Source organism: Acetivibrio saccincola (assembly GCF_002844395.1).
Lineage (GTDB): Bacteria > Bacillota > Clostridia > Acetivibrionales > Acetivibrionaceae > Herbivorax > Herbivorax saccincola.
The window spans coordinates 826,710-850,290 of record NZ_CP025197.1; the positions used below are offsets into that span (position 1 = coordinate 826,710).

14 protein-coding genes are annotated in these 23,581 nt (G+C 38.9%); 13 read left to right on the forward strand and 1 reads right to left on the reverse strand.

What is annotated here, in order from left to right; translation table 11 throughout:
• Positions 1–147: 147 nt before the first annotated feature.
• Positions 148–3,036: an S-layer homology domain-containing protein gene (locus HVS_RS03750; RefSeq protein WP_101299405.1), complete on the reverse strand. Its 2,889-nt coding sequence runs from the start codon at positions 3,034–3,036 to the stop codon at positions 148–150.
• Positions 3,037–3,371: 335 nt separating this feature from the next.
• On the opposite strand from HVS_RS03750, the gene HVS_RS03755 reads away from it, so the two are divergent.
• The 13 genes from HVS_RS03755 to HVS_RS03825 all read left to right on the forward strand — a co-directional run bounded on the left by HVS_RS03755 (position 3,372) and on the right by HVS_RS03825 (position 23,459).
• Positions 3,372–10,319: an S-layer homology domain-containing protein gene (locus HVS_RS03755; protein ID WP_101299407.1), complete on the forward strand. Its 6,948-nt coding sequence runs from the start codon at positions 3,372–3,374 to the stop codon at positions 10,317–10,319.
• The gene (locus tag HVS_RS03760) at positions 10,319–10,618 is read left to right on the forward strand and encodes a hypothetical protein (protein WP_069196061.1); all 300 of its coding nucleotides are present in this window, start codon (positions 10,319–10,321) and stop codon (positions 10,616–10,618) included. The genes HVS_RS03755 and HVS_RS03760 overlap by 1 nt, the downstream gene beginning before the upstream one ends.
• A gap of 192 nt (positions 10,619–10,810) precedes the next feature.
• Positions 10,811–11,200: a hypothetical protein gene (locus tag HVS_RS03765; RefSeq protein WP_101299409.1), complete on the forward strand. Its 390-nt coding sequence runs from the start codon at positions 10,811–10,813 to the stop codon at positions 11,198–11,200.
• The gene (locus tag HVS_RS16440; protein WP_159063372.1) at positions 11,190–11,330 is read left to right on the forward strand and encodes a hypothetical protein; all 141 of its coding nucleotides are present in this window, start codon (positions 11,190–11,192) and stop codon (positions 11,328–11,330) included. The genes HVS_RS03765 and HVS_RS16440 overlap by 11 nt, the downstream gene beginning before the upstream one ends.
• Positions 11,331–11,460: 130 nt before the next feature.
• Complete coding sequence (locus HVS_RS03770; protein ID WP_242971718.1) at positions 11,461–13,614, forward strand: phage/plasmid primase, P4 family; 2,154 nt, start codon at positions 11,461–11,463, stop codon at positions 13,612–13,614.
• A gap of 271 nt (positions 13,615–13,885) precedes the next feature.
• A complete protein-coding gene (locus HVS_RS03775) occupies positions 13,886–14,992 on the forward strand; it encodes a phage major capsid protein (RefSeq protein WP_242971668.1) in 1,107 nt (368 codons plus the stop codon).
• A 148-nt stretch (positions 14,993–15,140) separates the two neighbouring features.
• Entirely contained in the window at positions 15,141–16,397 is a 1,257-nt protein-coding gene (locus tag HVS_RS03780) for an IS110 family RNA-guided transposase (RefSeq protein ID WP_101299414.1), read from the forward strand.
• Positions 16,398–16,552: 155 nt separating this feature from the next.
• On the forward strand, positions 16,553–16,762 hold the full coding sequence (locus HVS_RS03785; RefSeq protein ID WP_207654799.1) for a hypothetical protein: 210 nt from the start codon (positions 16,553–16,555) through the stop codon (positions 16,760–16,762).
• A 22-nt stretch (positions 16,763–16,784) separates the two neighbouring features.
• Complete coding sequence (imm40, locus tag HVS_RS03790) at positions 16,785–17,114, forward strand: Imm40 family immunity protein (RefSeq protein WP_101299419.1); 330 nt, start codon at positions 16,785–16,787, stop codon at positions 17,112–17,114.
• A 180-nt stretch (positions 17,115–17,294) separates the two neighbouring features.
• Complete coding sequence (locus tag HVS_RS03795; protein ID WP_101299422.1) at positions 17,295–17,684, forward strand: hypothetical protein; 390 nt, start codon at positions 17,295–17,297, stop codon at positions 17,682–17,684.
• On the forward strand, positions 17,674–17,814 hold the full coding sequence (locus tag HVS_RS16445; RefSeq protein ID WP_003519487.1) for a hypothetical protein: 141 nt from the start codon (positions 17,674–17,676) through the stop codon (positions 17,812–17,814). Before HVS_RS03795 ends, HVS_RS16445 begins: the two co-directional genes overlap by 11 nt.
• A gap of 131 nt (positions 17,815–17,945) precedes the next feature.
• Positions 17,946–22,985: a phage/plasmid primase, P4 family gene (locus HVS_RS16670; RefSeq protein WP_242971719.1), complete on the forward strand. Its 5,040-nt coding sequence runs from the start codon at positions 17,946–17,948 to the stop codon at positions 22,983–22,985.
• 3 nt (positions 22,986–22,988) lie between these two features.
• Positions 22,989–23,459, forward strand: coding sequence for a hypothetical protein (locus HVS_RS03825; protein WP_101299424.1), 471 nt, complete (start codon positions 22,989–22,991; stop codon positions 23,457–23,459).
• The last annotated feature ends 122 nt before the right edge of the window (positions 23,460–23,581 follow it).

Consider the following 23,581-nt stretch of genomic DNA (forward strand, 5'->3'; position numbering starts at 1 on the left):
TAAAAATTATTATAATTATAGTTTTGCTATAGTTTTGCCTAAATATCATTATTTATTTTAAGCTTTAATACTTATGGATGTCAATTGTTTTGGAAAAAAGAAAATAAAAAAAGGAGAGTGTTTACTCTCCCTTTTAAAAACTTTAAATTACTCTTCTTTTAACACTATTGTTTCAGTTTCATCATTATTTCTGGTGTAGTAGTGGTCAACGGAGCTTTCTAAAATATGTCCGTATGCCCAGTGATTTTCCGGTACGTCGTCAAAAGGAACTTCTGCACCTAAGAGGGGTCCTCTAAAGAGCATATTGTTGATTATTGTAACAGCTTCTGCCCTTGTAATGTGGTTGTCTGGTTTAAATACTCTTACGTCATTTTCAATATATCCTTGAATAAGTCTTACCCTGTATATTTCTTCTATGAAATTTTTAGCCCAGTGTCCTTCGATATCTGCAAAGTTAACTTTGAGGGATTCTACATTTTTAAGACCTAAATGATTTGCCAATACTGTAGCAAATTCAGCTCTTGTTATGTAATTATCAGGTCTGAAGCTTCCGTCTTCATATCCTGTAAAGATATTTGCACCTGTCACCGCTTGTATTTGTTTGTAAGCCCAGTGGTTTTCATTTAAATCCGGATAGTCTTTTGCCACTATATCGCTTTCCTTTAACTCAAGTATGTGGAACATTATAGCAGCCACTTCAGCTCTTGTTATGTTATTGCCGGGTCTGAAAGTATTGTCTTCATAGCCGTAAATATATTTTGTGTGATAATTATCCTTAAACCTGTCAGAATAAAGGAGGAATGATACTGTTGATGTATCGTCATCAGGGTTTAAAGCAGAGTTAGAGAATGAAATAGTTGCTGTATTGGTTGTTTTTATTTCAGCCCTGTCTAACTCATTTACTTTAACTGTATACTCTATTTTACCGGAGGCTTTACCGGAAAGAGTACCGATTTTCCATGTGATTTTATTTTTATCCTCGTTAACTTCTCCTTCTGAAGGGTTGTCAAGGGTAGTGTTTTTGGGTATTTCTGCGTCAATAGCAACACCGTATGCTGTGTTTGATGATTTATTTTTGTATTCTATTGTAAATGTTATTATTTCGCCTTCTCCATAAATTGACTTGTCAGTGTGCAAAAATACCGCCAGGTCCACGGGAGAACCGGTAGTAGTGCCAGGTACAGTGTTATTTGGTTCTTTTACGGTATCGTCATCGTCAGAAGATTTACCGCCACCGCCGCCACCGCTTGGAGGTCTGTCATTGTCCTTTGGTGGAGTGGAAGGCTTTGGAGAAGGAGTAGGCTTTTTACTAATTTTAACGTCTTTAACAGCTTCTTCGGATATATTGCCTGCATTATCAATTGTTCTTGCAATTATTCTGGTTGTTCCAATTCTGTTTATTTCAAATTCGCCTTTATATATAGTCCATTTTGGCAATTCAGTATCGTCAGTTTCATCTGCTTCGTCTGTTTCACCGGTTTCATCAGCTTTATCGGACTCATCTTCACTATCAGTTTCATCATCTTTACCGTATTCATCTTCATTATCAGTTTCGTCAGCGTCCGTTTCACTATTCTCATCCCCTTGGTCAGCTTTTTCCCCTTCACCGCTTTCAGCTTCTTCATTTGCTTCGTCCGCTTCATCAAATTCATCTTCTTCATCATAAACATTAGCATCAAGTTCTATGCCGTTATTAGGATCATATAGGCGGAATTCAACCCTGTTAACTCCGGAACCTTCATCTATACCAGGTTCAATTGTAACATATATAGGTATTTCAATTGTTGAATCTGCACTTGTTATGATAGTAGGCGGCCCCGGAGGTGTAGTGTCAATGTTTGTAACTTCGTGTTCTGCAATTTCACTTTCATTTCCGGCTTCATCTTCTGATTTAGCATAAATGGTATCATTTTCATCTACTTCAATAGGTCCTACATAATCTTTCCAATCATCATCATCGCCAATTTTATATTTCTTTTCTGCCGGATCATCAGGATATTCTATTTCAACTATAACAGTGCCATTTGTAGGTGTATCGTTGTCAGGATCCTGAGTGATTATTGGTTTTGCAGGCGGAGTCCTGTCAACGGTAAATGAAATTGTAATAATTTCTGAAGATAATTGGTTTTTATCCAGTGCCCAAAAATCAATAGTGTAATCTCCGTCTTCTAGACCGGAAATATCGATGGAACCATCGAAAGGATGCTCTAACACCGTATATGTGCTGCTGTCATTTTCTATGATAATGGGTTCTATGTTAAGCTGTGTGTCTTTATTTAATATACTGTCATCATTTTCTTCGTCAGTTTCACCATCTTCATCCTGGCTGCTGCCGGTTTTTTTAATGTTGTAAAAAATGTTTATTTTATCACTGTTATTTTTGTCTTTAACATTACCGTCTATATAAAGTCTGTTTTTATTAGTAAAAGAATTATTCAAAGGAGAAGAGACAGTTAAATCAGAAGGTACGTTTTCAGTGTATTTAAAAGTTACTTCATAATTATAGTATTTAAAATCGTCAGTTACACTGTACCATTGAACATATTTGCCATTTTCAAAATAGCTGTCCCCATCTTTATATAAAACACCTGCAAAGAAAGGATTTTGAGGATTTGGAACAGTGCCGGGCTGTGTTATAGTATCAGGGAACATATTTATGTCACTAGTAATATATTCATTTATTGTTGCCCTTTTTATTTCCGGTTCCCCATTATCAACAAGTATTCTTAAATTGTCGTCTGGGGGAATAACTGAGGCGGTACCGTTGTTTGTTTGTACTTCACCATAGACAGAGAAGAAATTTTCTAACTTATTAATGGGCATAGAAAATGTGTTTTTAGGCTGTAAAAAGCCCTGAGCATTTGATACAACAACACTTTTTAAAGGTGCTCCAAATTCATCAGTTCCTATGTCTTCAATACTTTTTATGAAGTCAGGAAATTCTGGGTCTGCGAATACTCCGTTGCCTAATACAGATGTGACCAGCAAAGAAATGCAAACAATTAAAAAAGCAGTTTTCTTACAAACAACCTTCATCTTACATTCACTCCCTTTTTAAATTTTTAATTACATCTAGTGGTTTGTTTTTCCTATTTATTATTCTGTATATTATAATATACATTTAGTTAACTATTTTCAAGTAAAAAAATAAAAATTATAATGAAAGTATACAATAGTACATTATATGCTAGAAAATCAAAACATATATACAAAAATGACATAATTAATTACAGGTTACCAAATTAATTTTACAGTCAACAATAATAGACATAAAAAGGTCAAGCTTATATTAAAAAAAAATACTTCCATAATAAGTTATAATATTATATAATGATATTCGAAAAAATGTTTTTTGGGGGGTAATTTTTAAAATGGGAACTAAAATAACAAAAATCATTTCTTATTTGCTTATTATTTCAATGATAATGACAGGATTGGCTCACGCCGCTGAAGGATTAAATTCATCAAATAGAATTGGTACTTATGGAGAAAATTTTTATAGTGGGGATGTGCAAAACACATCTAATGCTAATGTTAGCAATACTAATATCAGTGGGGAAAGTCAAAGTTTTCCCGATATAAAAAATCACTGGTGCCAGGACACCATAGAGAAATTTTTAAGAAAAAACTGGGTTGCAGGCTATGATGACGGCCTGTTCAGACCGGACAGTTTTGTGACCAGGGCTGAGTTTACTGCCATGGTGGTAAACATATTTAAAAAAGATGTTGATATAAAAGAACCTGGTTTTAGTGATGTAAATAAAGATGATTGGTTTTATGATGCAGTGTCTTATGCTTTTAGTGAAGGTTTAATTATCGGCTATGAAGACGGGACTTTTAAACCTATGGAAAATATGTACAGGCAAGACTCTGCTGTACTGGTAGCCAATCTTTTTAATATAGAATTTTTTGAAAAGGGTGTAGATATAATATTTGAAGATGAAGATACCTTTTCTGAGTATGCTTACCAAAGCATAAAAAATCTTGCATCTCACGGAATAGTTAAAGGATATCCGGACAGGACTTTCAGGCCTTTTAATTTAATAACCAGGGCAGAAGCGGTAAAGATGCTTGATGTGGTGACAAACTTTATTGAGGTTCCGGAGCCTGATGATTTGCCATTGGTTCCACCGGAGACTCCAAGTCCAACGGCGACACCGGAACCAACAGCTACACCTACTCCGGTATCAAGCTCTACACCAACTTCAACTTCTTCTAAAGGTGGAAGTACAGGAGGAAGTAAGTCAACGCCAAAACCATCACCAACCCATACTCCGGCTCCAACATCAACACCTACGGAAACACCAATAGAGACACCAACACCAACAGTGACACCGACGTCAACACCGACTGCAACACCGACGTCAACACCGACTGCAACACCGACGTCAACACCAACGACTACTCCAACGCCAACACCGGCTGTAACACCGACTGTAACACCGACTGTAACACCGACTCCAACACCGGGTACTTTGCAACTGAATATAGGAAAAGTTGAAGGAGAAATAAATGAAGAGATAACAATTCCTGTATCTTTTAAAGGTGCTTCAAAAAGCGGAGTACAAAGCTGTGATTTTATATTGTCCTTTGACCCTGATGTTTTAGAAGTACAAGAGGTTATTGCAGGAAATATAATTGATTATACTGCTTCAAGTTTTGGTTCAACTATTAACAGAGAAGAGGGAACTATAAGGTTTGTATTTTCAGATGATACAGGATCAGGATCTATAAAAGTAGACGGAGAGTTTGCGAATATAAAGGCATTAATAAATGAGACTGAAAATATTGGATTCAGTCCAGTAGAGTTAGTTAAAGAAGAGTTTATAGATGCCAACTTAAATATAATGATTGTTACGTTTAATAATGGCGGTGTAAATGTAAAAGCTCCGGAACCGACACCGGAACCTACTATAGAACCGGAACCAACATCAGATATAACAGGTGATTTTACGAGACCTGTTGTAGAAATAAAGACAAGTGCAGATGTTTTAAATGTTGATGATGAAGTTACCATTACGCTGAATGCATATGATGATGTTGGAGTAGTGGAAAAAATAGTAGAAATAAATGATGTTCCTGTTAAATTAAATGAATCTAATGAGACAAAATACACATCAGATTCCCCAGGTGTATTTAAGATAGTTGCCTATGCATATGATGAGGCAGGAAACGAAGGATATTCAAGCAAAGAGATAAGATTTATAGAAGAAGGGGACACAACGCCTCCGACGGTTGAATTTATATCCCCTGAACCTGATACAAAGCTTACCATGCCTACAGAAATTATAGGTACTGCCAGCGATGAAAATCTTACTATGTATAAACTTGAGTATTCAATAAAAGGTGAAAACAATTATATAGAGATTTCAAGGGGAACTAAGTCAGTAGAAAACGATGTTCTTGGTGTAATAGATCCTACACTAATGAGAAACGGTATTTATGATGTAAGGCTTACTGCTGAGGATAAGAGTGGAAATATTTCAACAATAACTACAACCTATCAAATTGATGGGGAAGCAAAAGTGGGTAATTTCTCCTTAGCTTTTACAGACCTTGAATTGCCAATGGCGGGAATACCTATAGTTATAAACAGAAGTTATGACAGCAGAAATAAAGATAAAGGTGACTTTGGAATTGGTTGGACATTAGGAATACAGGATATAAAAATAAGTTCAAATTATCCTTTAGGAAAACACTGGAAATTTGTAACTTCTCAAGGACCCCTAGGGCTTCCTAATTATAATCTAGTTGATTCAAAAAGGCATATAATTACCGTAACTTATAGTGATGGCAGAACAGATGAATTTTATGTGAAGTGTACTCCAGACAATCAAGTATTAACACCATTGTTAGAGACAACGGTATCGTTTGTTCCAAAGGATGGAACATATTCAAAACTGATTTCATTGGATGATAATAATTGCTTCATAATGTCAGGCAGTACAGGGTATGAACTGCTAGGTGGGAATTTTAACCTATATGATCCTGTAAACTTTAAGCTTGTTACCCAAGACGGGACTGAATATATAATAAACAAGAATACCGGGGTAAAGAGCATAACCGAGCCGAACGGGAATACAATAACTTTTGAAAAAGACGGTATTATTCACTCAGCAGGAAAAAGTGTTACATTTACACGTGACAGCGAAGGCCGGATTACAGAGATAACCGACCCAATGGGGAACAGCATAAAATATGAGTATGATGCCTATGGTGATCTTGTTGCTGTAACCGACCAAGAAGGCAATGTTACCAGATTTACATACAATTCAAGCCACGGCTTGGTTGATATAATTGACCCAAGGGGAATTAAACCTGCAAGAAATGAGTATGACGATAACGGCAGGTTAATTGCCCATGTGGATATAAATGGAAATAGGATAGAATATGACAGGGATATTGAAAACAGACAGGAGATAATAAAAGACAGGCTTGGAAATATAACAGTATACGAATATGATGACGATGGCAACATATTAACTACAATTGATGCTCTTGGAAACAAAACTTCATTTTCTTATGATGACAAAGGAAACAAAATTTCAGAAGTTGACGCCTTAGGAAATGAAACAAAGTATACCTATGACGCTTATGGCAATATGTTGACCCGGACAGATGCTTTAGGAAACACAATTTCCTATACATATGACAGCAAGGGAAGGGTTTTAAGCTATACAGACGCTGAAGGAAACATATCAATCTATACATATGATTCAAAGGGGAACCGGATTTCAGAAAGTAAAAACGGTAAAGAAACCGTTTACAAGTACGACAGCAGAGGTAATTTAATTTCAGAAACAGACCCTGAAGGCAATACGAAGAGTTATAAATATGATTCAATGGGAAATAAAATTTCCGAAACGGATGCCAACGGAAATGAAGTTTTATACAAATATAACAGTAATGGTTGTATGACGTCAAAAACAGAGATTGACAAAGTTACCGGAAAAGAAATTAAGACAGAATATATTTATGACTCAATGAACCGGCTTATAGGAATGATTGACGGCAACGGAAAAAGTATAAGAATTGAGTACAATGCGGCAGGACAGCAATCAGCCCTTATTGATAAAACCGGCAACAGAACGGAATATGAGTATGATGCCTTTGGAAATCTTATACTTGTTAGATATGCTGACGGTACCACTGAAAAGTCTACTTATGATGCAGAAGGAAGAGAGACTTCATCAACGGACAGATTGGGCAGAACCACAAGGTATGAGTATGATAAACTGGGAAGGTTGATAAAGACTATAAACCCTGACGGTTCTTGTGTTGAAAATGAATATGACCCGTTAGGCAGGATAATATCCGTAAAAGATGAGCGGGGAAATGTAACAAAATATAAGTATGATGAAGTTGGCAATACAACTGAAGTTATTGACGCCCTTGGAAACGTGACAAAATATGAGTATGACAAAAACGGCAACAGGACAAAAATGATTGATGCCAACGGAAATGTTATTACCTTTGAATACGACAGCGACAATAACCCGGTAAGAACTATTTTCCCGGACGGCACTTATACATCTTATGAATACAACAGCATAGGTCAAAAAATATCAGAGCGGGATCAGGCAGGGTTAATTACGGTTTATGAATATGATGCAGCAGGAAGGGTTACAAAGGTTATTGACCCGTTAGGAAATGAAACCTGCTTTGAGTATGATGCTAAGGGAAATAGAATTTCCCAGACGGATGCCAATGGAAACAAAGTGAGATTTGAATATGACAAAATAGGAAATGTAACAAAGCAAATACTACCGTTAGGCTATGAAGAAGTAATCACATATGATGATGAAGGCAAGGTAACGTCAAAAACAGATTTTAACGGCAGCAAAATAGAATTTGAATACGATGTCGATGGAAACCTGATAAAGAAAACATATCCTGACGGAAAGAGTGAAGTTTACACATACACCCTTTCAGGACAAAGGGAGTCCGTTACTGATGAAAGGGGTACTACCTATTATGAATATGACCTGATGGACAGGTTAATAAAACAAATAAATCCGGATGGAACCCAAATAACGTATACATACGACAAAGCCGGCAATTGTACAAGTGTTACCGTTCCGTCAGGCACCACATATTACACATATGATGAGTTAAACAGGCTAAAGTCCGTTACAGACCCGGACGGAAACACAACTACTTATACATACGATGCCATAGGCAACAGAAAAAGCGTTACTTATCCTAATAAAACAACAACCGAATATGAATATGACTATTTAAGCAGATTGATATCCCTGCTAAACCGCAATGAAGCAGGGGAAATAATTTCATCGTATAAATATACCCTTGGTCCTGCAGGCAACAGAATCAGGACGGAAGAAAACAACGGAAGGGTAATAAAATACACATATGATGATACTTACAAATTGATTAAAGAGGAAATAGAAAACCCTGACGGAGACAAGACAATAATAGAGTATACATATGATGCAGTTGGAAACAGGCTTTCAAAATCCGTAAACGGTGTAGTAACAGAATACACATATGACGAAAACAACAGGCTTATAACTGAAGGGCAGACTGTCTATACCTATGACAAAAACGGAAACACACTGTCTAAAAAGACAAATACGGGAGAAGAAGTAACATATACATATGATTACAATAATAGGCTTACAAAAGTTAATATTACAGGAGCTAAAGACGCATCCACAGTTGAATATGCTTATGATGTGGATGGTATAAGAGTTCAAAAGGTAGTTGACGGAACGAATATAACTAATTATCTGGTTGATGAAAACAGACTGTATGCCCAGGTATTAGAAGAAAGGGACGGCGAAGGCAACTTAACAGTAAGCTATATTTACGGTGACGATTTGATAAGCCAAAAAAGAGGGGATAGTTTTAGTTATTACCACTATGACGGAATAGGAAGTACCAGGGCATTAACCGATATACATGGAAACATAACGGACACATACACATATGACTCCTTTGGAATGCTGACATCCAGGACAGGAACAACAGAAAACGACTATCTCTTTACAGGAGAGCAGTACGATGCAAATGTAAACTTCTACTATTTAAGAGCAAGGTATATGAATCCGGCATTGGGAAGATTCCTGACTATGGATTCATGGGGAGGTATTATAACTGACCCAATTACCCTGCATAAATACCTGTATGCAGATTGTGACCCGGTGAACAAAATCGACCCGTCAGGACATTTTTCGATTTTAGGAACCTTGGCACTTGTAACGTATACAGTCTCAATAGCAGCTATTGCATTACCTGTTTTTGCAGGAATATACCTTACAATAGTAAATAAAGTATCAGTGTTGGATTACATTTCGGCACTGTGTTCGGAAGATGTATGGATAGAGGCGGCCATAGGTATTGGAATGGGAGCAGTATTAGGATTGGGGATTAAGGCAATAGCCAAAAAACTAGCATGTGAAGTGGTGGCATTTATAGGAGTGATTATGTCCCTGTGGAGCCTTTACCAGTCAATTGATTTAAGTATTAATATGATAAAGGGAGGGGTATCACGGGAGCAGGTAGCCAGATACCTGGCAGTACTTACGGCAACGATAATACTGACTACATTAATAGGAAAGGTATGTTTCACTGAGGATACCCTGATTAAGACGGAGGACGGCTATAAAGAAATCAAAGATATAGAGGTAGGGGATTTAGTTTACTCAGAAGACCCGCTGACAGGAGAAAAAGGACTAAAGAGAGTAACCAATGTATTTGTAAATGAAACCAGCGTTTTAGTAAGAATTTATGTAGAAGATGAAGAAATAGAGACAACACCGACCCATCCGTTTTGGGTAATAGGAAAAGGCTGGGTAGCAGCAGGTGACATAGAAGCAGGAGATAAGGTATACTTATATTCAGGAGAAGGAAAAGAAGTAAAGGAAGTAAGATTTGAGTACTTAGATACACCAATAAAGGTATATAACTTTGAAGTTGAAGACTGGCATACATACTTTGTATCAGAGCAGGATGTATTTGTACATAATAGTTGTAAGGGTAAGGGAACGCCTAAGACTACAAAGCTTTATAGGGTGATGAGTGAAGGGGAATACGAATCTTTAATGAGTAATAGACAGTTTACTGAATATGATAGAGCTATGGATTCCAAATGGTTTGCAACCAATACTAAAGACGCAGTCGAATGGGGCAAAGCATTCTATCCTGATGGAAATTACAAAATAGTAGAAATTGAAGTTCCTACAGACTCTCTAAGGCAAATGTACTTCGTTGAAAAACTAGACAATATTGGACCGGCATATTGTGCTGAACGAGATCTTATTAATAGTATCATCCAATCTATTAAGGAGGTATTACGATAATGAAAAAAACAGTAAAAGCACAGATTACATGGATTTCATATTCAGATGGCGGGAGAAAGCATCCCCCTCTTGCAGGAACACGATATTGTCCTATAGTAAAATTTAAAAATATGAAAGGGAAAAATGGTGAATATTGGAGTGCTGATTTTGTATGCTCTGAAGTTGATAAAAATCATAGTGCTATAGTTGATTTTACATTTTTATCTGAGTATGCACCAATTGATTATCTAGTAAAAGGGAATCAATTTGAGCTTTTTGAGGGCAATAAAAAGGTTGCAGTAGGGATTATTGTTGAATAAAAAAATAAATTACACAACAGCGAATGATGTTTTCATTTCTTAATAAATATAAAACATGTAATTGAAGACAAATACCGAGAGATAGCCTGGCTAACCTAAAAAAGACAAGCCAGGTTTTCTTTTATCTATGCTTGGCAATATGTATTACAATGTGATACAATAAAATCAACAAGAAATACAGGAGGTGCAATAATGTCTACAGAAAAGGATAGTATGTTACGGGTAAGGCTTACAAAAATGCAATCGGATGAATTGGACGCGATTATTGGTGAGCTTCAAGCACAAATGCCGGAGGCAAGCGTTACTACATCAAGCATAGCAAGATACGCTCTGGAGAAGTATGTAAGCGACCATATTGCCAAGCGCGACGGTACCAAGATTTTCATTGAAATCAGTACAGCAGATGCCACAGAAGAGGACATAAAGAATCTCTACGACCTTCTATCCAAGTTGTTTGACGAAACAAAGGAGAATTACTCACCAATGGTTCATTACATGGTTGGAGAGATATTAGAGCCAGTGATGATGAAGATGGCAAGCCTCATGAAGCCTAAGAAACCGGAGGTGAGGGATGGTGAGTAAGAAACAGTACACAGTCCGCTGCCCTCACTGCAATCACAGGGTATTTGATGCTAATTACGCTGATGTTGAAATCAAATGCCCGGTATGCAGGAAGGTTTTTGAAGTAAAGCTGGAGAAAAAGGCGGGGTAAAAAGTGAATAAATCTGGCACAGAGCCGCAAAGGGAGCGAATGACTCACCTATAGAGCCTGGCAGATAGTCTTAAAAAACTATTTGTCGGGCTCAATTTATTTCAGCACGACAGGAGGTGAGAATTTGAAAGTGACAATGATGGACGCAGCATTAAAATACGCAGAAGCAAATATCCCAGTCATACCATTGCATTGGATTTGTGAGGATGGCTCCTGCTCCTGCAAGGAAGGGAGTAATTGTGACAGCAAAGGAAAGCATCCGCTATATACCGGCTGGTACAAGAATTCCACTGCTTATGTTGAGCAAATAAGGAAATGGTGGACGAAAACCCCCAATGCCAATATAGGCATTCCTACAGGCGAGAAGTCTGACTGGCTGGTACTTGATGTGGATGATGGCGGTGATGAAACCATATCTGCACTTGAAGCAACACATGGAAAACTTCCTGATACGGTTACCGCTGTTACCGGAGGTGGCGGTCTGCACTATATCTTCAAATACCCAGAAGGCAGGAGCATTCCTAATAAAACAAAGTTTGCACCGGGTCTTGATACCCGTTCAACAGGTGGTCTGATTGTCGTAGCTCCAAGCATTCATGTAAGCGGTAATCGGTATGAATGGATAAAGGATCATTCTCCCTTTGACAGAACCCCGGCAGAAGCTCCAGCATGGTTATTAAAGCTCATGGAAAGGGTGGAAGTATTACTTACACCCTTTGAAGGTAGCAGTAGTATAGCCGAGATTAAGGAAGGCAGCCGAAACAGTACCCTGACAAGCCTAGCAGGAACCATGAGGGCAAGAGGAATGACAGAAGAGAGCATCTATGCAGCATTGCTTGCTGAAAACAACGCAAGGTGCAATCCTCCGCTTGATGAAGCGGAAGTTAGAAAGATAGCGCACAGTGTCAGCCGATACCAGCCAAATCCTCCGGGGAAGAAGCATTACCACAGGACAGACAGCGGTAATGCAGAAAGGCTGCGTGACCGGTTTGGTTCAATCATAAGGTATTGTCCGGCTTTCAAATACTGGCTGGTATATGACGGCTGTTGCTGGAGGAAAGAAACCGGAGAACTTACGCAGTTTGCTATTAGAACAGCAAGAGATATGCTCACAGAAGCAAGTCGGATAGAGGATGAGGCTGCAAGAAAAGAACTGGTGCGCCATGCTATGCAGTCTGAAAACGCAGGCAGACTGAAAGCCATGATCGATGTGGCTTCAAACCTTGAAGGCTTGATAATAAACCCTGATGAGCTGGATGCAGATATATGGAAGCTGAACTGTAAAAATGGTGTGGTAGACCTAAAGACAGGAGAACTTTTCCCTCATAAGCGGGAGTACTATATGAGCAAAATCTGTCCTGTTGAATATAACCCAGAAAGCAAGGCTCCCAGATGGATTGAGTTTCTGAATACCATTACGGGAGGAAGCAACGAGCTTGTAAGATACCTTCAAAAAGCTGTAGGCTCGTCATTAAGCGGAGATATTTCAGAGCAGGCCCTATTTGTCCTTTATGGAACAGGAGCAAACGGAAAAAGCACATTTCTAAACACCATCTCTGACCTGTTGGGAGATTATGCAAGAAACACTCCATCCGAAACCTTTATGGCTAAAAGAATAGAAGCGATAGGAAATGATATCGCAAGGCTTCAGGGAGCAAGGCTCGTTACTGCCATAGAAATAAATGAGGGACAACGGCTTTCTGAGGCATTGATTAAGAGCTTTACAGGCGGAGACAGAATCACAGCAAGGTTCCTTTATGGAGAATACTTTGATTTCCAGCCGCAGTTTACCCCATTTCTCGTAGTAAACCACAGACCTGTCATAAGAGATACCAGCCACAGTATTTGGAGACGCATTAAGCTGATTCCATTTACCGTCACCATACCCGAGGATAAAAAGGATAAGCAGCTACCAGCTAAGCTGAGAGAGGAGCTGCCTGGCATATTGTCGTGGGCAGTAGAGGGCTGCTTTCTTTGGCAGAAGGAAGGACTTGAAATGCCTGATGAAGTCAAAACAGCTACAGAAGGGTACCGGGAGGAAATGGATACTTTCTCATCGTTCATTGAGGAATGCTGCATTGTGGAGGAGGGCAGGAAAGTCTCCAATCGGAGCATCAGGTACGCTTACGAAACATGGTGCCGGGAAAATGGAGATTATCCTCTTGGTCAAAAGCTGTTCAATGCAAAAATGACGGAGCGCGGCTTTGCTGTCAAACGCAGCGGAGCCAATGGCAGCAGGGACTGGCATGGCATTGGTCTTGCGGATGAGGGGATACTTTTGTGATTACTGACGACTGACGGTTTCTGACGTCAATTCCGTAAATTTTTATATATATTTTTTCTTATGTGAAATTTATGAAAAAAGAGTCAGTAAGAGTCAGTACGTCAGTAAAATCTCAGTACCCTGATGCAGAGGGGAGGGGGAGGTCAAATCTCTACAGTAAAGCATAAGGGCAACGGGCTGGCAGCACCGCGTAAAAAAACGCAGGTTCAAACGGGGTATTAACCCCAAACCATATTAACAAAAAAACAATTATGAAAATGGAGGTTTAAACATGAGATTTATAGCAGATTTGGTACATGAGAAAAAGCAATTGGTGAAAAAAGCAGAAGCCATTTTGCAGGAAGCTGAAAAAGCAGGTGGAAGTTTGACGAAGGAACAGGAGCGACAGTTTAATCGCTACACAGACAAAACAAAGAGCATTAATGAAAGCATTGATGAGGAATTATTAAATATCAGAACCTCTGAGCCAATTCTAATTACACCACAAAAAGCTGTATCTCCTATTGAAGAATCAAAAACACCTGTAACAAAAGCCGTATCAAAATCATTCAGAGGGATGTTCTATGGAAACGAAACTGTGAGCTTAAGCAACAATGGTTTTCATTCCATGGATGAATTCCTGAGAACACTTCACTCAGGCAGAGCCGACAACAGGCTAATAAATGCCAGTATGGTGGAAGGGATACCTGAATTCGGCGGATATTCCGTACCGGAGGAATACGGAGCCTTCCTGATGGATAAATCCCTGGAGAATGAAATCATCCGTCCCAGAGCAACAGTATGGGCAATGGGAAGTGAAACAAAGAAAGTACCAGCCTTCGATGGAGCAGACAGGACCAATCACCTATTCGGCGGTATCTCAGGAGAATGGATGGAGGAAGGGCAGACAGGCACACGAAAAACAGCCAAGCTAAGGCTGATCCAGTTAAAAGCCAAGAAGCTGGCTTGTTTCTCACAGGCATCCAATGAACTTATTGCAGATGGGATGTCCTTTGAAGAAATGTTAGCTGGAGCACTCATTAAAGGCTTGGGCTGGTACATGGACTATGCATTTATCAATGGAACCGGTGAAGGCCAGCCTCTTGGTATTATAAATGACCCGGCGCTGATTACTGTAAATAAAGAGGACTCTCAAGAACCAGCTACAATTACCTATCAGAATGTTGTCAATATGTTCTCAAGGCTTGCTCCGTCCTGTTTTACCAATGCGGTATGGCTCGCCAATCCATCGGTAATACCACAACTACTTACCATGACTATCACCATTGGTACCGGTGGCGCTCAGATACCGGTATTCAGGGAAGAGAGCGGGAAATTCACACTTCTGGGTTTTGTGTCCAAGCGAAGCAGTAAAAGACCATTAAGAAATTTGAACTAAGGCTCGTGATGCCTGAAATCACGTAATTTGTCACACCAGGAATAGATAGGTTGGCGTTCCCTTGCGAGGATTAAGGTTGAAGGACACTTCTTTACAAGAAATGTCCCTAATCGAATCTAACGCTCTTAAATTGAGGTTGCCGGTATGAGTGGTGGAGACATTGGAAAAGGAGATGATAAACATTTATCATAAACGAAATACCTGCTTTGTTGGAATTGATATGCACAAAGATGCACATTGTGCAGTTGTTATAGATTGTTGGATGAATAAACTGGGTGAGATTAACTTTGAGAATAGACTATCCAGATACCCTGCATTTGTTGAGGATGTTAGGAAGATTTGCGGCACAAAGGAAATTGTATTCGGACTTGAAGATACCAGAGGCTTTGGCAGAAACCTTGCTGCCTATCTGGTGGGCAGGAAGTTTGAAGTAAAGCACGTAAACCCTGCATATACAAGCGCTGTAAGGCTTGCAAACCCTATCATTTACAAGGATGACTCCTATGATGCCTATTGTGTGGCAAGGGTGCTCAGGGATATGGTGGACACTTTGCAGGATGCCAAGCATGAGGATATATTCTGGACAATACGGCAAATGGTGAAAAGACGGGATTTGATTGTAAAAAGTAATGTGATGAACAAGAACCAGCTCCACAGCCAGCTTGCTTATAGCTACCCATCCTACAGGAAATTCTTTGCCATGATTGATTCCAAGAGTGCCTTATGTTTCTGGGAGAACTACCCGTCACCAGAGTATATATGGAACACAACACCGGAAGAAATATATCACACAATAAAGCCGGTGCATCAGGCACTTAAAATACAGCGCATTCATGAGATTATATCCATGATTGAAAGGAATGGAGACACAAGAAAGGACTATCAGCCCGAAAGAGATTTTATAGTCAGAAACATCGTAAAGGATATCAGGCACAACAAGGAGTTGATTGCCGAAATTGACGGTGAACTAAGAAAGCTGATACCTTTGACAGGCTATAAGCTACATACAATGCCGGGAATCGACCTTGTTACAGAAGCGCAGATTATATCTGAAATCGGGGATATTAACCGTTTCCCTGACTCAGACAAGCTGGCTCGGTTTATGGGCTTGGCACCGGTGCAATTCAGCTCTGCCGGAAAGGGTAAAGACCAAAGATGCAGGAATGGCAACAGGGCACTAAATGCGATATTTCACTTTCTCGCAATCCAGATGGTAGCAGTATCGGCCTCAGGAAAGCCAAGACACCCGGTATTCAGGGAGTATTTTGAGCAGAAAGTTAAAGAGGGCAAGAACAAGCCACAGGCGCTTGTGTGCGTGGCAAGAAGACTTGTGAGGATTATTTACGGTATGATGAAAACCAGGACAGAATACAGGCCATATGAAAAGACTGATGACAAGAACTGATTTTATATTCTGGAAACCGAGGGTTGGAAGATAATTCTTTTTTGATTGAGATATGGTAACAGGAATTATATAATAGTTATAGTCCTTGTAGTGAGGGAACGCGTAAGACTAATCCTTTAGAGAATATAAAGTACACTGATAAAGTAAAAGCACAAATGAAGCAAGGCGATTACCATAGTTTCCCGGAAAGTGTAGATGCTTTTGGCGCAGATGGAAAAGTTACTCAGATAACAGGAGGAGATAATGTAGTCCGAACAAAGGTTGAAATACCAGGGAGTTACCAAGGTAAAGAAGGTATATTTGAATATATCATTGAGCCTGATGGTGTAACGTGTAATCATAGATTATTTAGACCAAATAAATAGTAAATTCAGGAAGGTGAATTGGATGAATAAATATACTTGTTTGCCAAAAGAATTATTGAATGTAGGACTAAGCCTTGAGCCTATAGGTATATTTGAGATGGCTTGGAAAAGTCAAGATGCTTTAAAAGTAATAGATTTCTTAACTAGTAAAGGTTATGCAATTCTTGGCGGGGATGTTTATAAACAGGATGAAAATGGAATTGAATCAACATATGATAGCTGGTATATAAATAAGACTGTAAGTAAGAGCTTTATTGAAGAAAGTAGGATCAAGTCACACGAGTATATTAAAGAATACAGCAAGAATAATGGAGATTGTTATCTTTATAGTATTATATTTGAATCAGAATAATCAGAAATAAGCCACACAGTTTCGATTAATGCCACTATAATGGTTATACATAAATAGTAAAAGATGAACAAATACCCGACAAGCCAATACAACGGCAAGTCGGGTTTTCTTTTTTATGCTTGACAATGTGTACCACATTGTGGTACAATAAAACCAACAAGAAATACAGGAGGTGCAATGATGTCCACAGAAAAGGATAGTATGCTACGGGTAAGGCTTACACAAAGGCAGTCGGATGAATTGGACGCTATCATTAATGAGCTTCAGGCTCAGATGCCGGAGGCAAGTGTTACCACATCAAGCATAGCAAGATACGCTCTGGAGAAGTATGTGAGCGACCATATCGCCAAGCGTGACGGTACCAAGATTTTTATTGAAGTGTCTACCGCAGATGCCACAGACGAGGACATAAAAAATCTCTACGACCTTCTATCCAAGTTGTTTGACGAAACAAAGGAGAATTACTCACCAATGGTTCATTACATGGTTGGAGAGATATTAGAGCCAGTGATGATGAAGATGGCAAGCCTCATGAAGCCTAAGAAACCGGAGGTGAGGGATGGTGAGTAAGAAACAGTACACAGTCCGCTGCCCTCACTGCAATCACAGGGTATTTGATGCCGATTACGCTGATGTTGAAATCAAATGCCCAGTATGTAGGAAGGTTTTTGAAGTAAAGCTGGAGAAAAAGGCGGGGTAAAAAGTGAATAAATCTGGCACAGAGCCGCAAAGGGAGCGAATGACTCACCTATAGAGCCTGGCAGATAGTCTAAAAAACTATTTGTCAGGCTCTTTAAATTTTCTAGCACGACAGGAGGTGAGAATTTGAAAATGACAATGATGGACGCAGCATTAAAATATGCAGAAGCCAATATCCCGGTTATACCTCTGCATTGGATTTGTGAGGATGGCTCCTGCTCCTGCAAGGCAGGGAGAAATTGCGACAGCAAGGGAAAGCATCCGCTATATACCGGCTGGTACAAGAATTCTACTTCTGATATTGAGCAAATAAGGAAATGGTGGACGAAAACCCCCAATGCCAATATAGGCATTCCTACAGGTGAGAAATCCGGCTGGCTGGTGCTTGATGTGGACGATGGTGGTGATGAAACCCTATCTGCACTTGAGGCAACACATGGAAAACTTCCGGATACGGTTACTGCTGTTACCGGCAGAGGAGGTCGTTATTATATCTTTAAATATCCTAAGGGCAGGAGCATTCCTAATAAAACAAAGTTTGCACCGGGTCTTGATACCCGTTCAACAGGTGGTCTGATTGTCGTAGCTCCAAGCATTCATGTAAGCGGTAATCGGTATGAATGGATAAAGGATCATTCTCCCTTTGACAGAACCCTGGCAGAAGCTCCGGAGTGGTTATTAAAGCTCATGGAAAGGGTGGAAGTATTGCTTACATCCTTTGAAGGTAGCAGTATTGCAGCCGAGATTAAGGAAGGCAGCCGAAACAGTACCCTGACAAGCCTTGCAGGAACCATGAGGGCAAGAGGAATGACAGAAGAGAGCATCTATGCAGCATTGCTTGCTGAAAACAACGCAAGGTGCAATCCTCCGCTTGATGAAGCGAAAGTTAAAAAGATAGCGCACAGTGTCAGCCGATACCAGCCAAATCCTCCGATGAAGAAGCATTACCACAGGACAGACAGCGGTAATGCAGAAAGGCTGCGTGACCGGTTTGGTTCAATCATAAGGTATTGTCCGGCTTTCAAATACTGGTTGGTATATGACGGCTGCTGCTGGAAGAGAGAAACCGGAGAACTTATGCAGTTTGCTATAAAAACAGCAAGAGACATGCTCGCAGAAGCAAGCCGGATAGAAGATGAAGCCATGAGGAAAGAATTAGTGCGCCATGCCATGCAGTCTGAAAACGCAGGCAGGCTTAAAGCCATGATTGATGTTGCTTCAAACCTTGAAGGCTTGGTAATCATGCCAGATGAGCTGGATGCAGAAATATGGAAGCTGAACTGTAAGAATGGTGTCGTAAATTTAAAGACAGGGGAGCTCCTTCCTCATAAGCGGGAGTACTATATGAGCAAAATCTGCCCTGTTGAATATAAACCAAGCAGCAAGGCTCCCAGATGGATGGATTTTCTGAACACCATTACGGGAGGAAGCAAGGAGCTTGTAAGATACCTTCAAAAAGCTGTAGGCTCATCTTTAAGCGGAGATATTTCAGAGCAAGCCTTATTCGTCCTTTATGGAACAGGAGCAAACGGAAAAAGCACATTTCTAAACACCATCTCCGAACTGTTGGGAGATTATGCAAGAAATACTCCGTCCGAAACCTTTATGGCTAAAAGAATAGAAGCGATAGGAAATGATATCGCAAGTAAAGAAACCGTTTACAAGTACGACAGCAGAGGTAATTTAATTTCAGAAACAGACCCTGAAGGCAATACGAAGAGTTATAAATATGATTCAATGGGAAATAAAATTTCCGAAACGGATGCCAACGGAAATGAAGTTTTATACAAATATAACAGTAATGGTTGTATGACGTCAAAAACAGAGATTGACAAAGTTACCGGAAAAGAAATTAAGACAGAATATATTTATGACTCAATGAACCGGCTTATAGGAATGATTGACGGCAACGGAAAAAGTATAAGAATTGAGTACAATGCGGCAGGACAGCAATCAGCCCTTATTGATAAAACCGGCAACAGAACGGAATATGAGTATGATGCCTTTGGAAATCTTATACTTGTTAGATATGCTGACGGTACCACTGAAAAGTCTACTTATGATGCAGAAGGAAGAGAGACTTCATCAACGGACAGATTGGGCAGAACCACAAGGTATGAGTATGATAAACTGGGAAGGTTGATAAAGACTATAAATCCTGACGGTTCTTGTGTTGAAAATGAATATGACCCGTTAGGCAGGATAATATCCGTAAAAGATGAGCGGGGAAATGTAACAAAATATAAGTATGATGAAGTTGGCAATACAACTGAAGTTATTGACGCCCTTGGAAACGTGACAAAATATGAGTATGACAAAAACGGCAACAGGACAAAAATGATTGATGCCAACGGAAATGTTATTACCTTTGAATACGACAGCGACAATAACCCGGTAAGAACTATTTTCCCGGACGGCACTTATACATCTTATGAATACAACAGCATAGGTCAAAAAATATCAGAGCGGGATCAGGCAGGGTTAATTACGGTTTATGAATATGATGCAGCAGGAAGGGTTACAAAGGTTATTGACCCGTTAGGAAATGAAACCTGCTTTGAGTATGATGCTAAGGGAAATAGAATTTCCCAGACGGATGCCAATGGAAACAAAGTGAGATTTGAATATGACAAAATAGGAAATGTAACAAAGCAAATACTACCGTTAGGCTATGAAGAAGTAATCACATATGATGATGAAGGCAAGGTAACGTCAAAAACAGATTTTAACGGCAGCAAAATAGAATTTGAATACGATGTCGATGGAAACCTGATAAAGAAAACATATCCTGACGGAAAGAGTGAAGTTTACACATACACCCTTTCAGGACAAAGGGAGTCAGTTACTGATGAAAGGGGTACTACCTATTATGAATATGACCTGATGGACAGGTTAATAAAACAAATAAATCCGGATGGAACCCAAATAACGTATACATACGACAAAGCCGGCAATTGTACAAGTGTTACCGTTCCGTCAGGCACCACATATTACACATATGATGAGTTAAACAGGCTAAAGTCCGTTACAGACCCGGACGGAAACACAACTACTTATACATACGATGCCATAGGCAACAGAAAAAGCGTTACTTATCCTAATAAAACAACAACCGAATATGAATATGACTATTTAAGCAGATTGATATCCCTGCTAAACCGCAATGAAGCAGGGGAAATAATTTCATCGTATAAATATACCCTTGGTCCTGCAGGCAACAGAATCAGGACGGAAGAAAACAACGGAAGGGTAATAAAATACACATATGATGATACTTACAAATTGATTAAAGAGGAAATAGAAAACCCTGACGGAGACAAGACAATAATAGAGTATACATATGATGCAGTTGGAAACAGGCTTTCAAAATCCGTAAACGGTGTGGTGACAGAATACACATATGACGAAAACAACAGGCTTATAACTGAAGGGCAGACTGTCTATACCTATGACAAAAACGGAAACACACTGTCTAAAAAGACAAATACGGGAGAAGAAGTAACATATACATATGATTACAATAACAGGCTTACAAAAGTTAATATTACAGGAGCTAAAGACGCATCCACAGTTGAATATGCTTATGATGTGGATGGTATAAGAGTTCAAAAGGTAGTTGACGGAACGAATATAACTAATTATCTGGTTGATGAAAACAGACTGTATGCCCAGGTATTAGAAGAAAGGGACGACGAAGGCAACTTAACAGTAAGTTATGTTTACGGTGACGATTTGATAAGCCAAAAAAGAGGGGATAGTTTTAGTTATTACCACTATGACGGAATAGGAAGTACCAGGGCATTAACCGATATACATGGAAACATAACGGACACATACACATATGACTCCTTTGGAATGCTGACATCCAGGACAGGAACAACAGAAAACGACTATCTCTTTACAGGAGAGCAGTACGATGCAAATGTAAACTTCTACTATTTGAGGGCAAGATATATGAATCCGGCATTGGGAAGATTCCTGACTATGGATTCATGGGGAGGTATTATAACTGACCCAATTACCCTGCATAAATACCTGTATGCAGATTGCGACCCGGTAAATAAAATCGACCCGTCAGGACACTTTTCGATTTTAGGAACCTTGGCACTTGTAACGTATACAGTCTCAATAGCAGCTATTGCATTACCTGTTTTTGCAGGAATATACCTTACAATAGTAAATAAAGTATCAGTGTTGGATTACATTTCAGCACTGTGTTCGGAAGATGTATGGATAGAGGCGGCCATAGGTATTGGAATGGGAGCAGTATTAGGATTGGGGATTAAGGCAATAGCCAAAAAACTAGCATGTGAAGTGGTGGCATTTATAGGAGTGATTATGTCCCTGTGGAGCCTTTACCAGTCAATTGATTTAAGTATTAATATGATAAAGGGAGGGGTATCACGGGAGCAGGTAGCCAGATACCTGGCAGTACTTACGGCAACGATAATACTGACTACATTAATAGGAAAGGTATGTTTCACTGAGGATACCCTGATTAAGACGGAGGACGGCTATAAAGAAATCAAAGATATAGAGGTAGGGGATTTAGTTTACTCAGAAGACCCGCTGACAGGAGAAAAAGGACTAAAGAGGGTAACTAATATATTTGTAAATGAAACCAGCGTTTTAGTAAGAATTTATGTAGAAGATGAAGAAATAGAGACAACACCGACCCATCCGTTTTGGGTAATAGGAAAAGGCTGGGTAGCAGCAGGTGACATAGAAGCAGGAGATAAGGTATACTTATATTCAGGAGAAGGAAGAGAAGTAAAGGAAGTAAGATTTGAGTACTTAGATACACCAATAAAGGTATACAACTTTGAAGTTGAAGACTGGCATACATATTTTGTATCAGAGCAGGACGTATTTGTACATAATAGCTGTGGAGATGACATGTTAGGTTCAAAAGGAAGTCAAACATCAAGCAAGACTACTTGGAGTAGAGGTAAAACTGAAAGAATTGATGTGGAAAACCCAGCTCCTGGAAAGAGGCCAGGACAGATTCACTATCATGAGCCTAATAATACTAAATGGTATTATGATATTGATAACAATCAATTTTATGACCAGAAAACAGGAAATTTAGCACCTAATAAAATACAAAAATTATTAAAAGACTCAAGTTTTATACAAGGAATAAAAAAAGCATTAAAAGTATTAGGAGTGTAAATTATGATTAATATGAATAAAAAGATGAAAGATATATTAAAAAAAAATGCTTTGAATATGAGAAATGATAATAAAATTCCACAATTTTGTGATTATATTTTATCAAAAACAAAAATTATAAAAAATTGTATTATTTTTGATGAAAAGAATGATTTAGAAGAGAAAAATATAAACTTTGAAAAAATATTAAAATTTTGTGGAGACTGGACTGGATATGAGGTAGCATGTAATGAAATTCGAATAACTGATTATATATCATTTAAGCAAGAAGAGTTTTATATGGTATCCCGCATACTTAATTATTTAAAGTTGGGATTATCTAAAATGTACTGCACAAGAAAATTTTGTATTATAATATCAATTGATAATAATCATGTAGTATTAAGATTTCATACATACAGAGAAAATGAAGGATTGTGGATAAAGGAGGATCTAGAAGGATATGAGAATCCTATTATTTATGAAGTGTTTTAGTATACAAATTAAGCATTGATATGATAAATAGAGGATTTTCACGAGAGCAGGAAGCCAGATATCTAGCTGAAAATAAAGCTAAATATCTGGCTTAAATAATAGAGAAGATATGTTTTGCGGAA

What these genes read in the sequence shown, in the direction of transcription:
- HVS_RS03750 (WP_101299405.1), bottom strand. Translation starts at nt 3,036, where the DNA reads ATGAAGGTTGTTTGTAAGAAAACTGCTTTTTTAATTGTTTGCATTTCT.
- HVS_RS03755 (WP_101299407.1), top strand. Translation starts at nt 3,372, where the DNA reads ATGGGAACTAAAATAACAAAAATCATTTCTTATTTGCTTATTATTTCA.
- HVS_RS03760 (WP_069196061.1), top strand. Translation starts at nt 10,319, where the DNA reads ATGAAAAAAACAGTAAAAGCACAGATTACATGGATTTCATATTCAGAT.
- HVS_RS03765 (WP_101299409.1), top strand. Translation starts at nt 10,811, where the DNA reads ATGTCTACAGAAAAGGATAGTATGTTACGGGTAAGGCTTACAAAAATG.
- HVS_RS16440 (WP_159063372.1), top strand. Translation starts at nt 11,190, where the DNA reads ATGGTGAGTAAGAAACAGTACACAGTCCGCTGCCCTCACTGCAATCAC.
- HVS_RS03775 (WP_242971668.1), top strand. Translation starts at nt 13,886, where the DNA reads ATGAGATTTATAGCAGATTTGGTACATGAGAAAAAGCAATTGGTGAAA.
- HVS_RS03785 (WP_207654799.1), top strand. Translation starts at nt 16,553, where the DNA reads ATGAAGCAAGGCGATTACCATAGTTTCCCGGAAAGTGTAGATGCTTTT.
- imm40 (WP_101299419.1), top strand. Translation starts at nt 16,785, where the DNA reads ATGAATAAATATACTTGTTTGCCAAAAGAATTATTGAATGTAGGACTA.
- HVS_RS03795 (WP_101299422.1), top strand. Translation starts at nt 17,295, where the DNA reads ATGTCCACAGAAAAGGATAGTATGCTACGGGTAAGGCTTACACAAAGG.
- HVS_RS16445 (WP_003519487.1), top strand. Translation starts at nt 17,674, where the DNA reads ATGGTGAGTAAGAAACAGTACACAGTCCGCTGCCCTCACTGCAATCAC.
- HVS_RS16670 (WP_242971719.1), top strand. Translation starts at nt 17,946, where the DNA reads ATGACAATGATGGACGCAGCATTAAAATATGCAGAAGCCAATATCCCG.
- HVS_RS03825 (WP_101299424.1), top strand. Translation starts at nt 22,989, where the DNA reads ATGATTAATATGAATAAAAAGATGAAAGATATATTAAAAAAAAATGCT.